This is a genomic window from Staphylococcus sp. HMSC62B09 (genome assembly GCF_001839115.1).
GTDB lineage: Bacteria > Bacillota > Bacilli > Staphylococcales > Staphylococcaceae > Staphylococcus > Staphylococcus haemolyticus.
In genome coordinates this window covers 21765-35816 of the sequence record NZ_KV840120.1, presented here as the reverse complement: position 1 = coordinate 35816, position 14052 = coordinate 21765, and the positions used below count along the sequence as shown (strand labels likewise).

Below are 14052 nucleotides of genomic sequence, written 5' to 3'. Positions count from 1 at the left end.
TTTAGTCATCAGTCCAATTTATTATAGAGCCAAAATTTTAAAGGCGGATTCAGTCCTCTCGACTTGAATCCGCCTTCTTCATATTTAAAATAATTAGTATCAGATTAGCTACTTATTTTTGCTTTTTCATTTTTCGTTGTACTTTAAAAACTTTAAACATAAACTTAGGAATGCTACGCATACGTCCAATACGTTTCCAATCGATTAATAAACGATATACCCATTCGATATTTAATTTAATAAATAGTTTAGGGGCGCGTTTTTTTGTGCCACTATATATTTCAAATGAGCCGCCCACACCCATCATTACAGTTCTTTTAAAGGTGTGTCGATGTTTTTGAATCCACTCTTCTTGTTTAGGGAAACCCATTCCTACAAATATATAATCAGGATTAAAACGTTTTATGCGCTTGATTACCGTCTCATCATTTAAATCTATATAACCATGATGGTAATTGAATTGCGCCTGAGGGTATTTGTGTTGTAAATTTTTATGTGCTAGTGTGACTACTTCATTTTTAGCACCAAGTAAATATACTTTTTGATAATTTGTATGGGCAATCTTTAAACAATGTTCCATTAATTCAATGCCCGGCACACGTCGTTTCAACGGTGTTCCCAAACGATTTGATGCTTTAATAACACCTGTGCCATCTGGGACAACAAAATCCGCACTATTAATTAACTGTTTATAAGTACTATGCTCTGACGCATAATCAACGATTTCTGGATTAGCTGTCACGATAAACAAATTATCCTCAGTCTCTTGTGTGAAAAATGTTTTGACATGTTCAATCATATCTAACATGGTTACATTATTAAATTGAACACCTAAAATATCCACTTTAGTCGCTGTTGTCTCTTTTTGATCATGCATTTAAGTAATCTCCTTACTGTCTAAACAATTTTCATATGCATATATTATATGAAAATAGAATCATAATAAATAACTATGTAGCTGTCTACATATATTTTCAAATGATTTATCTTCTTTTTTTAGTTCTCTCATTAAAAGATACATCTAAAGTCTAAACGCTAAATCATCAAATTTACTTTATAATAAATACTATAATCTTACACTCGACGAGGTCAACTATGATCTATTTAGAAAACTTTTTTACTACAACTATTAATTTAAATATATATTTAATCTGTATTATAGCAATTATCTATATTATGATTCATCAAAATAGACATCGTCAATTCAATCAATATTTAGATGTTTATTTAAACTATATTCCTGTACTTACACATGAATTCGGTCATGTATTATTCAATAAAATCAGTGGTGGACGCGCAAAAGATTTAGTCATCATCACACGGCCTTCGGAACGACTTCAAACGATGCAACAAGGCTATGCCATTACCCAATCCAAGGGGCTCATTGGACAATTCATTACTACTCTAGGTGGCTATATTATGCCTCCATTAATGCTTTTAATTGGTCTAAGTGCTGCGTATTATGGTCACCCTAGTTTGTTCTTAAGCGCTTATATCATCATTTTCATTTATTTTTTAATGCTTACATCACGCAAACTATCACCTATCATTGTACTAATTATATTTATTGCACTTCTATACTTCTTAGTACAACATGATAATCAATTATTATTTTATTATCTAGTCACATTTATTTATCACCTTATACTAGGTGTCTTATTAGGTGAAGTTTTACAATCAAGTTGGACGATATTCAAACTGACTTTTCAGCGACCAATTCCAAGTTGGGATGGACGCACATTGACAGAACTTACACGCATACCAACTTTCTTATTCAGTACATTATGGATAGCGATTAACATATTATCGATATACTTAATGCTTATCTTTACAATTTAATAAATTCATTCAAAAACTCTCCAATAAAAAGGTATTATTGAACCTTTTATTGGAGATTTTATTATCTGATTTAAACATGCTCTGCGAAAATATTTATTGCATTATCATAACTTAGTATCGTTACAATATCATTTCGTTTCACAATCATTACTTTATTTGTTTCATCTTTCGTTACGATCTCAACATCATTTCCAATTGAAATATTTTTGCTAGAAAGGTATACCAGAAGTTCGGTCTTATCACGCACTCGCTTAATCGTCACTTTATCACCAGGTTCAAATTCTAATAAAGATACCGTGAATTTCTCTTCAAAATGCTGGTTTCTAGGGATAATACCACCGTGTGGACATGTTTCAGGATAATCAAGTATCTTATCCAAGCGTTCTACAAATAAATCTGAAATGCGATGTTCCAAGATTTCCGCTTCTTGATGGACTTCTTCCCAATTATATTGTAAAATTTCTATTAAAAATAACTCCAACAGGCGGTGACGCTTAATGATATCCAACGTATGTTTCAAGCCCTCATCTGAGAGTTTCACACCTTTATAGTGTTTCGTTTCAACATAACCAGCCTTTTCCAAGCGTCCAACCATTTCACTAACTGAAGGAGGTTTTATATTTAAGTACTGAGATAACTTTTTATTTGAGACAAAGGATGTATCCCCATCATTGGCTAATATTGCTTTTAGATAATCCTCTTTTTCTTCAGTTAACATCATTTCACCTCACCCATACATTCACTTTATTGTATCATGAATTGATAACGAATGTTATTCACCTTATTTAAACAAACCGTACCTTAATAAAAAAGTGAGGCTAGGATAGAATTCCATTTGAATTCATTATCCCGACCACACTCTATTATATCTTCAATCATATTTATTAAGTTAGTCAGTTAAGCTATCAACGATAACCATTTCATCATAGTTTATCGCTTCTCTTAATTTCAATGCCGTACTTTCAGTAATCTCTCCATCGTCAGTTAAATTAGATAAAACACGGCGTTGTTCTCTTAAAGCATTTAATTTTATCTTCGTAATTGAATCTTCGGCACGCGTATTAAAGAAATTAGATGGCGATAAGTTATCTATTCTCATAAGATAACCGTCACAAATCATACCAACTTCTAATTTGTTATCTTCATTCGCTTCATCTACAAGACGACTCACAACATTATAATGAACAATCTTATTAATTTTAGAAAGTTCCATTAAGTTATCAGTAACACTTAATGATGATGCCGCATTGGTACGTGTACGTATACGACGTTTTAATAGTACAGCTCTCGCACCAACAATCATACGACGTATCAATGACGCTTGACGATACACTTGTGTACGTTCTGCATAACGCATGTAGTTTTCTAATACACTCGCAGTTATTTCACCATCATCGGCAAGTCGTTCTAACGTTTTCGTTTCAACCTTAAAAGCTAAACTCTGTAATCTTTCGAGTTCTTTTGAGTTCTCATCATCCTTTTCAACAGATTTCAAGAACGTTAATTTATCGTGATATTCTTTAATAACATTACCATAACGATAACTTGTTTCAAATGATGAATGATGATTCAAATAATCTATGACATGTTCAAGAATATATATTCTAGCTTCTTTAAAATTCATACTTCCAATCTTAGCCTTAGGTGCACTAGATGTTACAAACGGCAATACAACTTGTGCAATCACAAGACTTATAATAACCATACCTGATGAAATAAATAGTAAATCATTACGATATGTAAACGCATGATGATCTGCTAAAAAGTATGGTAATGTTAATGCAATTGCTAACGAAATAGTTCCGTGCACGCCACATAGTGTCATGATAAGGGCATACATGCTTCGTTTAGGTGGCTTCTCTTTCTTCTTGTCTTCTCCGTCTTCATTCATTAATTTTTGGAAAGGACTGACAGATAAATAGAATAGAGGATAGAGCACATACACCCATATGAATCTAAATAAGTATACCGCTAACGCAACGAGTGCTGTTATCACAACTAAGAACAATAAATTGTGTGGTTCAGTCTTTACAATATTTCCAATTACTTCTGGAACTAAAAATCCTAATATTGAAAAAACAAAACCATTCAATGCATATCCTAGAATGTTCCAAGTGTGATTGTAACTCATTTGAAGTCGAGTACGTGTTTGAGCGATACGATCACGTTCAAAACCATGTACTAAACCTGCTACAACGGCAGCAATAATACCTGACGCATGAAACATTTCAGCAACAAGATAGGTAACAAATGGCGTTAATAGTTGTAAAAAAGTAAACATATTAATGTTTTCTATGCCACGTCTTGTAAGTGTTAAACGGAATCTAACAAGCGCAATACCAATAAGTAAACCAATAATCGCACCACCGATTGACGCGATTAGAAATTGTTGCACCGCTTCAAATAATGAGAATGAACCAGTAATTAAAACACCTACCGCTATTTTGAATGAGATGATACCTGCTGCATCATTAAGTAACGATTCACCTTCAAGGATAGTCATAGCACCTTTAGGTAAAACCTTACCTTTTGTAATAGCTTGCACTGCCACAGCATCAGTTGGACATAATATTGCGGCTACGGCAAAAGCTGCACCAATAGGAAGTGTCGGCCAAATCCAATGAATAAATAGACCTACACCAATAACAGTTGTAATAACGAGTCCTAAAGCCATTAACATCACTGGTTTAATATAACGACGTAAATGAGCTCTCGAAACGTTAACACCTTCCACAAAAAGTAACGGTGCAATCGTTGCTACCATAAAGAGTTCTGAATCGAAGTTAAATTCTACAGGTACTGGCGTTAAAAAGAGGAGCATTCCTAAAGCAATTTGAATGAATGCCAGAGGCACTTTGGGTAAAAAAGTATGAACAAAGGAGCTTACAATAACTACTGCTAGAAATATGAGAATCGTTTCAAATATTTCCAAACTTCCACCCCATTTTATACTTCATATTTAATTGGAGAAATAAGACTTGCCTAATATAAAAATAAGTTTTATGTCTATTTATATCCTGATAAAATACATCTTAAACTCACAATCGGTTAATTATAATTTTACCATTAAAGTTACAATGAATTAACTAACTTGCATTCATTTCTAATCTATTTTAATTAAATTGAAGACACTATAATTCACTTCTAAACCATACATACATTTTTCATTCCCTATTACAATAAACTTCAGTAATGGATTGAAATAGCGGTACTTCCTCTTCTTTTATAAACGGAAGATTAATTTAGTTGACGTATTTTTAATCTTTACTAAAATTTTAACCGTATAACAATTCTATTTTAAGGAGTTAAAATTATGAATATATTTTCAGAAAAGGAAAAACTCAAATTATTATCAGGTATCGTAGAAATTAATTCGGTGAATGATAATGAAATTGAAGTTGCAACTTATTTGAAGGACTTATTTGAAGCGCATCATATTAACACAGAAATTGATGTTATTGAAGGTAAACGTGCTAACTTAATTGCTAGAGTCGGGAGTGGTAGTCCAGTTGTTGCAATTTCAGGTCACATGGATGTTGTATCGGAAGGTGATCAAAACGATTGGGACTATCCACCATTTCAAATGACTGAAAAAGATAATCGATTATTCGGTCGTGGTACCTCAGACATGAAATCTGGACTTATGGCTTTAGCTATTACGATGATTGAGTTGAAAGAGAATGATGCACTACCTCATGGTACGATAAAATTTATGGCAACTGCCGGCGAAGAAAAGGAACAACTTGGTTCCGCACAATTGTATAAGAAAGGTTATATGAATAATGTTGATGCTTTGATAATTGCCGAACCATCTGAAACGAATATTGTTTATGCTCATAAAGGATCAATGGATTATAAAATCACTTCTAAAGGAAAGGCCGCACACAGCTCTGTACCTGTCGTAGGATTTAATGCAATTAAACCATTAATTCAATTTATACAAGATATCGATACAGAATATGAACGTATTTCGAAAGAATTAAAAAGCGAAAAGCTAAATTTCTCACATCTTATCAAACACATTCAATCACAGTTACAACAAGAAAACAATTTAGATGAAGAAGAAGTTGAACGTGTGATTTCTGGACTTGTTATTAGCAATACTATTTTACATGGTGGGAACCAAGTCAATTCAGTTCCTGATACTGCAACTGCTGAATTTAATATTAGAACGATTCCAGAATATGATAACGAAAAAGTTAAATCACTATTCAAAACGTATTTAGAAGAAGTTAATAAGCAAGGCGGACAGTTAGAAGAAGATTTATACTTAGATTTAGATCCAGTATTAACAACTGGAGATAATCAATTAATTAAGATTGGGCAACGCGTAGCTAAACAAATATTTGGAGAGGATATTGTCGCATCACCAACCGTTGGTGTAACAGATGCTTCCAATTTATTGCGCGATAAAGATGAACACTTTTCTTTCCTAATGTTTGGACCAGGAACAGTACCTCATCAAATAAATGAATATGTCGAAAAAGAGAAATATCTTCGTTTTATCGATTACTATAAGGAATTGCTTATAACTTATTTAAAGGAATATAAGTAACTAGCGATCATCTTAAACTAATATTTATACTGAGAAAACTTTATATTTAAACGTGTATGTTATCCTTTAGTTGAGTCTTACATTCATAGGAGGATATCATGAAAATTTCATGGATTTTTTGGTGGATAATAAGTGTGTTTGAAGTTTTAAGTTTTTTAGGATTTGCATTTTTACTTTGGCAACGATCTGCAGATGCAGCAGGTGTTATACAAACTACCGAAGTCAAATGGATTAATATTGCTGTATTGGGATTAGCATATCTAATTCCATTCTTGATACAAATAGTATGGCTAATTGTTAATCTCATTTATTCAAAACACAAACAAGCAACAATTTAGATTATTTACTAAGTTAACGCAAATTAAGTAGATGTGAGGGATTAAGGCATGAATCTAAACATTATGTCCAACTCCCTCTTCTTTTTTATTTAATCAACCTTGTTCTGAACCCTCTTCTTTTTACATTTTCCCTTTTATATTTTAAATTGTTTCACTAATTTTTTCTTATGAATTTACTTAAATCATTAGAAATAGGGTATGATTCAACAAATAATATAAAAATACAACTGTCTTCTTTTAATATACTTATTATCTTAAATAAGGGGTGTAAAGAATGTATGTTCCTAAATATTATGAAATGAAGGATTTCAAACAAATTAAGCACTTTATGATAGAACATAATTTCATTACCATTATCACTACTGACAATTCTGTACCAATAGCCACGCATTTACCTGTTATCGTCGAGGAACACGATAATCATTTATATGTGTCTGGAAACTTTTCTAAGAAAAATTAGCAATGGACATCGATTAAAAATAATGAAGATATACTTATGATATTTCACGGTCCGCACGCCTATATTTCATCTACTTGGTATGAAACAGAGGATGTACCAACATGGGATTATCAAATTGTACATACTTATGGCTGTGGTGAGCTATTAGATGAAGAAACGCTTATCACTGATTTATCCAAGTTGCTGTATAAATATGAACAACATCGTGATAATGGCATAATATGGAATAATATTTCTGACCAAACTAAGCAACAAATTCACGGCATTGTTGGTTTTAAAGTTAAGATTAACAAAATTGAAGCTTCATACAAATTGAGTCAAAATCACCTTCAAAAAGACAGAGAGAATATTACAAGACACCTTTCAGATAGTAGTAACACGATGCATAAAAGTTTAGCTAAAGAAATAGATACGAATTAGAATCAAATTCATGTCATATTATATAGAAGTCATTTATTATGAATAAATTTAAATTAGTTCTTCTTATATGGTCTTTTGTACTAATGATTGCAACCTTGTTCTTTTGGACATTATTTCTGCCACCATTGTCTGAACTTGAAAGCGAGAATGCATTGGCACAAATGGTTGTGTTTGTCCCATCTATAATTGCGTACCCAATTTTATTTCCGATTATATGGCTTTTAGAAATCTTTTATCTTTTTACAACAAAACACTGGTCTTATATGTACTTATTATTTTTATTACTTAGTTTAATAACGCCAATCTTATTATTGGTTATTCATTTTATAATCGCTACATCCCCCATACCTTTCCTACTTCTTTACATTTATTTAAGTATATTGACCGTGTTAATGACACTGGTCTCTTATATAAATTTAAAAAAATGAGATTGAGCATTTCAAAGTAGTAGTCTTAACTATTACTCATTCTTGTTCAATCTCATTGATTTAATCAATCTTTAGTTTCTCTTCTAGTTTCTGATAAACTTTCGATTTTTTCTTCTTGCTGTTTTTCTTTTTCTTTCTGTCGCTGCTTCTGAACGTCGTAATAAATTTTTTCACGACGCTCTTCTCGAATTCGAGCTCGATTTTTAAGTTCTTCTGTAGAATTGTATTCTTTAGAACTTAATAAAATGGAAGATCGACTTAGTGCATCATCTTTGCGATACATGTATGCACCTGTCCGATATGCTGCTCTGGCAACTAAATGCATACCTACCGGTGATGTTAAATTAATAAAAACAATTGACAATAATAATCTAACACTAAAGAAGCTTTGTTCATTCGTAAAGTAAATTAATACACCCACTAATGTTAGTAAGACAGATAGCGTAGAACTCTTGGTAGATGCATGACTTCGTAAAAAGACATCTTGAAATTTTACAATTCCAATTGCACTAATGACGGCAATGATACTGCCTAGAAATATGAGGAAAGCGGCAATCAAATCAATGATTTCGTTTATTTGTGCCATTGAATACTCGACCTCCCCCTATAAATCTAGAAATAGATACAGAACTTACAAATGAAATAATTGCAACAAGCATTATGGAATCAAGGAACGAAACAGTATTATAAATAACACTAACTATACCTATAATGCACATGATGACAGCACTGGAAGCATCGAATGCCACAACCCTATCAGCTGTAGTAGGTCCTTTGATTAAACGGAATAATCCAATTATAAACGCTATGCCAAATAATACTAATGCACTTGTAATAAAAAAATTCGTGAGCGTTTCAATCATTGTGACACCTCCGTAATCAAGTTTTCATATTGTTTTATGCTTTTAAGCAGACTTTCTTTTTCTTTTTCTGAAACATCTATACTGTGTATAAAGAATTTATTGGTAGTCTTCGAAATACGAATAACTGTTGAACCAGGCGTAATAATGATTAGAATAGTTAAAAACGTAATTGCCCAATCATTTTTTAAATTCGTTTCATATGTTAATAACCCAGGGTTCATATGTCTCGTTTTAAATAGAATATAATTAATAATACTAATACTAGAAGTAATTAATTGGTATAAATACACACCTAAGAACTTTATAGCAATCCATATCTTCTTAGGATAAAAAGATTGCCCAAAGAAACGATGTAATATATAAATTACGATTAAACCAATGATGAAGCCAGATACGAAGGTAGAGAATTGAAATGAGTCTTCATCTTGAAACAGTACCCATAAAAATGCGATTAATATGTTCAATACAACTTGTCTCATTTATTCCCCTCCTTCAAATGTGAATTGACAATGCTATGGAAATAATTATCATCCATATTCAATTTTGTTGCATTTTCAGTAGCATTCATCACAACTGGCGCTGCAATACCCATTGCAAGTACGACTGCTACTAAAATACCCAGAATCGTTTTACGGTGCTTAGGTAGTGGATTGAAATCAACCTGTTCACCATCATTGTCTCCAAAGTACATAATAAATAAAATTCTAAACAGACTATACATTGCTAATAGACTTGTGATAATCATTAACGCTAAGCCAATGTAGTTACCATTTTCAATCGCACCTTGGAAGATGAGTACTTTTCCTGGGAAACCACTAAATGGCGGTACGCCTCCAATCGCAAATATCATAACAACAAATGCAACACCAAAGAATGGTTCTTTCTTAGCTAATCCACATAAATATTTATATTCGCGGTAACCAGACATATAAACTAAACTACCTATAATAAAGAACAACATTGTCTTCACAATAATGTCATTCGCTAGATAGAAGATAGCACCATGTACACCTGCAAAGGTATTGGAACCTAGACCTAAAATGACAAAACCTATCGATAATATAACTTGATATGAAGCCACTTTCTTAATATCACGATATGCAATAACACCGAAAGCGCCTATAAGCATTGTGATACATGACATAAATACTAACAATGGATGTGTCACACCCGTATGTTGATCAAATAGAAGTGTAAAGAAACGAATGAGTGCATATGCACCTACCTTCGTCATTAACGCTGCAAATAAAGCGGCAAGTTCACTGTTAAGCACTGCATAAGCTTTAGGCAACCACATAAATAGTACTAAGGCAGCTTTCGAACCAAAGGCCACTATAAATACAATTGAAATAATAATAATCGCTTTATTATCATGGATTTGATCTAAACGTAAAGCAACTTGTGAGAAGTTTAATGTTCCAACCATCTTGTATAATAAACCAATACCTAGCAAGAATAACCATGATCCTACGATATTCAGTACAACATAAATAATGGCTGCTCTTAATTGTTCGACAGATTGTCCTAACGTTACTAATACAAATGAAGCTAGTAACATGATTTCAAACATAACATACAGGTTAAATAAATCAGATGTTAAGAAAGAGCCAATAACGCCTGTTGTTAAGAATAAGATAAAAGTAGGCAAGTAGTATCGATTAACACGATCTTCCCCACGACCAAATCCGTATGACATAATGAGTGTCACAACAAATGACGCCACTGTAACCATAACTAAACTCAGTGAATCACCTAAGAATTGGATACCATAAGGTGCTGCCCAACCACCAAAATCAAGCGTAATGGGTTTATGTTGTAAGACGTATATCAATAAACATAATGAAATAATTGTATTAACAGACATTGTTCCAATGTACAAAATTTTAGATAGCCTGTTCTTTTCTTTAGTAAAAACAAGGACTAATGCACATAACAATGGTAATAGGATTGGAAGGACTAATAAATTACTGTTCATTTTCATCCTCCTCTCCTCTTAATACATCAATATTTGCTTCTTTAGTAACACGGTATGTTCGATAAACTAATACTAGTAAGAAGGCAGTCATTGCAAATCCGATAACGATTGCAGTTAAAACAATAGCCTGCAATAATGGATCCACATAATTAGTATTAGAACCGTGAATTAAAGGTTCCGTCATCTTATTACTATAATGACCCATACTCATAATAATTAGATTTCCCGCATGCGTATAAATCGAAATACCTATAACAATTCGAATTAAGTTGAGTGATAGTATCATGTACGTTCCTATAAATACTAAAAATCCTATCACAAGTAATAATATTAAATTCATGATTTACCACCACTCAAGGCCAACATAATTGTTACGATGACGCCGACAACCGTTAACAATATCCCTAATTCAAACAATGTAATTGTCGTTACATGTAATTCACCTAATAATGGAAAATGGATGTATGCTTCACTTTGGTATAGGAACGATTTACCAAAGAAAACCGGAACGATTGCAGTAAGTGCTGAGATTATGGCACCAACAATCATTAACTTTTTAAAATCAATAGGTAAACTTTCTAATACTTCATGTACATCAAAAGCTAGGAACATTAGGATAAAGGCCGAACTAAAGATAAGACCACCTATAAAACCGCCACCAGGATTGTTATGTCCCGCAAAGAAAACATAAAAGCCGAATGTTAATAAAATAAATACGACGATTTTAGTAACGGTTCTTAACACAACATCATTTTCTTTCATCTTGGCCCCTCCTATCTTTGTAATGTAATAATGTATAAATACCTAAACCGGCAATAATTAAGACGATACCTTCAAACATTGTATCTAAGGCTCTGAAATCTCCTAAAATAGCATTTACAATGTTTTTACCACCAGTCAATTCATAGGCATTCGTATAATATTTAGAAATTGACTCTAGACCATCACCTTGTTGCGCAATAAATATGAGCGTTACTACGGCTCCAGCCATAATAAATGATACGATAATTTTGATTGCTTCTTTTTTCATATTCGCTGTTGTACGAGCGATATTTGGCAATCTAGAGAAACTTACAATAAAGAGAATGGTCGTAATTGTTTCTACTACTAATTGAGTTAACGCTAAATCTGGTGCTCTCATTAATAAGAAGAATAATGCAACACTGTAACCAATAATTCCATTTAAAATAACCATTGTTAAACGTTGTCGAATAAACACTAACGCTATACCGACAACACTAATCATAATGCCTAAAATAACTTCCAATGGACCAAATTCTGAAACTTCTATTTGATGTAACTTTGGCAAACCTACTTGGAATATGCCATATGCAATTAATATAGAGAAAATAAGAACCGTTATAATATTATAATGGTTTAATCTGTTATTCATTAAACCTCGAATCATTTGACCTGAATAACGTTCAAATCCTCGATACACGTTGCGATAAGAATTTGTAATAGAAGCATATTTAATGACTTGATGCGTAATAGCTTTCCAGTTTACTTTTAACGCTACAATGAGACCAACTATAATAACAATCACACTAAAAATGAGTGGCAAATTAACACCATGCCATTGAGAAACATGCGGTGCTATTGCATCTACGCTACTACCCAAATTGGTAACATTTCGTAGTGCCGGCAATACTAAGTGCTCAGTGAAAAAGTTGGGAATAAAGAAAATGATTGGTATCATAACCATTAAAATTATTGCAGGTAAACTGAACAACCAAGGTTCATGAATATGTTTCTTTGGCACTTTCTTTTCATCAAATTCTCCCCAATAAGTTTCTTTAAGCATGTAAACTGCATACACAAAAGTAAAGATACTTGCTATAACACCAATAGCTACAACAATAATCGTTAACGTTAAACCAAATTGTTGAAGTTCGATTGCGCTAACTAAAGAATCGAAGAACATCTCTTTACTTAAGAAACCATTTAACAACGGCACACCTGCCATTGATAACGCAGCAAGTGTCATAACTAAATTCATTTTCGGGAAGAATTTACGCATTCCACTTAGTCGGCGAATATCTCTCGTACCAGCTTCATGATCAATGATTCCGACACCCATAAATAGAGCACATTTAAATATTGCGTGATTCATTAAATGGAATAAACCGGCGAATAAAATTAATGTATACGTCTCTGACATTGGACCTGATGAGTGTTGCGCAACACCTCCACCTAGACCAACCATCGACATAATCATTCCTAGTTGGCTAATTGTTGAATACGCTAAGATACCTTTTAAATCATATTGTCTTAAGGCCGTTACAGAGCCAAATATCATTGTAATCAAACCTACAAAAGTAACAATATAAATATAACTATCACTTAAACCTAAGATAGGCGTGAATTTAAATAGTAAAAAGATACCAGCTTTAACCATAGTAGCTGAGTGTAAATAGGCACTTACAGGGGTTGGTGCAGCCATGGCTTTAGGTAGCCAAATATGGAATGGAAATTGGGCTGATTTCGTAAATGCACCTATTAACAACATTATCATCATTGGTATAAATAGAGCATGTTTACTAATGCTATGACTTTGAGTAAGTAATTCTGAAATCGTATTTGTACCAGTAATGATATACAACATAATGAATCCTGTTAATAAGGCTAAACCACCTAAAACAGTGATAATAAATGATTGAATGGCGCCTAATTGACTTTCGGCATTGCTATACCAGTATGAAATTAATAAGAATGACGATACACTTGTTAATTCCCAGGAAACATACATTAAGATAGTATTATTTGAGACTACAATACCCAACATACTAAACATGAATAATAATAAATATAAGAAGAAACGCGGTAAGTTATCTATATTAACAGATAAATACTGAGTAGCATAAAAGAATACTGCCACCCCTATAATGGAGATAATTAATCCAAACATTAATCCTAGACCATCTAATCGAAAATCTAGATTAACATCAATAGCGGGCATCCATGGAATTTTAAATTCTACAAATTTTCCATGTAGAACATTAGGAATTTGAGCTAAGAAATATCCCGAAGCTAAAATAGGCGCTAACAAAGCAATATATCCAGCGAACCGTCTCAATGGCTTAATAAACAACGTCATTAAGACGATTAACATAATAACTATTAGTCCACCTAGTAAATATACTAAGCTCATCAAAAGCCTCCTTTTCATTGAAA

13 protein-coding genes and 1 pseudogene are annotated in these 14052 nt (G+C 32.6%); 4 read left to right on the top strand and 10 right to left on the bottom strand.

The features are described 5' to 3' along the window. Positions 1-112 precede the first annotated feature (112 nt). Positions 113-877: an N-acetylglucosaminyldiphosphoundecaprenol N-acetyl-beta-D-mannosaminyltransferase TarA gene (tarA, locus tag HMPREF3265_RS03400; protein WP_070861022.1), complete on the bottom strand. Its 765-nt coding sequence runs from the start codon at positions 875-877 to the stop codon at positions 113-115. Positions 878-1095: 218 nt separating this feature from the next. Here tarA and HMPREF3265_RS03395 point away from each other — a divergent pair, with 218 nt between their 5' ends. Beyond that, the gene (locus HMPREF3265_RS03395; protein WP_070861021.1) at positions 1096-1839 is read left to right on the top strand and encodes a M50 family metallopeptidase; all 744 of its coding nucleotides are present in this window, start codon (positions 1096-1098) and stop codon (positions 1837-1839) included. 70 nt (positions 1840-1909) lie between these two features. Here the strand turns inward: HMPREF3265_RS03395 and HMPREF3265_RS03390 are convergent, their stop codons facing one another. Both HMPREF3265_RS03390 and HMPREF3265_RS03385 read right to left on the bottom strand, forming a co-directional pair. After that, complete coding sequence (locus HMPREF3265_RS03390; protein ID WP_070861020.1) at positions 1910-2557, bottom strand: metal-dependent transcriptional regulator; 648 nt, start codon at positions 2555-2557, stop codon at positions 1910-1912. 171 nt (positions 2558-2728) lie between these two features. Beyond that, positions 2729-4771 carry a cation:proton antiporter gene (locus tag HMPREF3265_RS03385; protein WP_070861019.1) on the bottom strand — a complete coding sequence of 681 codons (2043 nt, stop codon included), beginning with the start codon at positions 4769-4771 and terminating at the stop codon, positions 2729-2731. 381 nt (positions 4772-5152) lie between these two features. Between HMPREF3265_RS03385 and HMPREF3265_RS03380 the strand changes: the two genes are divergently transcribed. From HMPREF3265_RS03380 to HMPREF3265_RS03370, 3 genes and pseudogenes are all read left to right on the top strand, one after another. Further along, on the top strand, positions 5153-6394 hold the full coding sequence (locus HMPREF3265_RS03380) for an ArgE/DapE family deacylase (RefSeq protein ID WP_070861018.1): 1242 nt from the start codon (positions 5153-5155) through the stop codon (positions 6392-6394). A 98-nt stretch (positions 6395-6492) separates the two neighbouring features. Beyond that, positions 6493-6732 carry a DUF3923 family protein gene (locus HMPREF3265_RS03375; RefSeq protein WP_070861017.1) on the top strand — a complete coding sequence of 80 codons (240 nt, stop codon included), beginning with the start codon at positions 6493-6495 and terminating at the stop codon, positions 6730-6732. A 274-nt stretch (positions 6733-7006) separates the two neighbouring features. Continuing rightward, positions 7007-7612 (top strand): annotated as a pseudogene (locus HMPREF3265_RS03370) (FMN-binding negative transcriptional regulator). Between the two features lie 492 nt (positions 7613-8104). On the opposite strand, the gene HMPREF3265_RS03360 reads toward HMPREF3265_RS03370, so the two are convergent. Genes HMPREF3265_RS03360 through HMPREF3265_RS03330 form a run of 7 tightly spaced genes read right to left on the bottom strand, consistent with a single transcriptional unit; the run spans position 8105 to position 14029 of the window. After that, positions 8105-8626: a Na+/H+ antiporter subunit G gene (locus HMPREF3265_RS03360; RefSeq protein WP_070441980.1), complete on the bottom strand. Its 522-nt coding sequence runs from the start codon at positions 8624-8626 to the stop codon at positions 8105-8107. After that, positions 8601-8903 carry a Na+/H+ antiporter Mnh2 subunit F gene (gene mnhF2, locus HMPREF3265_RS03355; protein WP_011276529.1) on the bottom strand — a complete coding sequence of 101 codons (303 nt, stop codon included), beginning with the start codon at positions 8901-8903 and terminating at the stop codon, positions 8601-8603. The genes HMPREF3265_RS03360 and mnhF2 overlap by 26 nt, the downstream gene beginning before the upstream one ends. Further along, positions 8900-9382 (bottom strand): Na+/H+ antiporter Mnh2 subunit E, encoded by a 483-nt coding sequence (mnhE2, locus tag HMPREF3265_RS03350; protein ID WP_070441982.1) that lies wholly within the window; start codon positions 9380-9382, stop codon positions 8900-8902. The genes mnhF2 and mnhE2 overlap by 4 nt, the downstream gene beginning before the upstream one ends. Then, entirely contained in the window at positions 9379-10878 is a 1500-nt protein-coding gene (gene mnhD2 / locus HMPREF3265_RS03345; protein WP_070861015.1) for a Na+/H+ antiporter Mnh2 subunit D, read from the bottom strand. The genes mnhE2 and mnhD2 overlap by 4 nt, the downstream gene beginning before the upstream one ends. Beyond that, positions 10868-11218 carry a Na+/H+ antiporter Mnh2 subunit C gene (mnhC2, locus tag HMPREF3265_RS03340; RefSeq protein WP_011276532.1) on the bottom strand — a complete coding sequence of 117 codons (351 nt, stop codon included), beginning with the start codon at positions 11216-11218 and terminating at the stop codon, positions 10868-10870. Before mnhC2 ends, mnhD2 begins: the two co-directional genes overlap by 11 nt. Beyond that, on the bottom strand, positions 11215-11640 hold the full coding sequence (gene mnhB2 / locus HMPREF3265_RS03335) for a Na+/H+ antiporter Mnh2 subunit B (protein ID WP_011276533.1): 426 nt from the start codon (positions 11638-11640) through the stop codon (positions 11215-11217). Before mnhB2 ends, mnhC2 begins: the two co-directional genes overlap by 4 nt. Then, the gene (locus tag HMPREF3265_RS03330) at positions 11627-14029 is read right to left on the bottom strand and encodes a DUF4040 family protein (RefSeq protein ID WP_070861014.1); all 2403 of its coding nucleotides are present in this window, start codon (positions 14027-14029) and stop codon (positions 11627-11629) included. Before HMPREF3265_RS03330 ends, mnhB2 begins: the two co-directional genes overlap by 14 nt. Between the last annotated feature and the right edge of the window lie 23 nt (positions 14030-14052).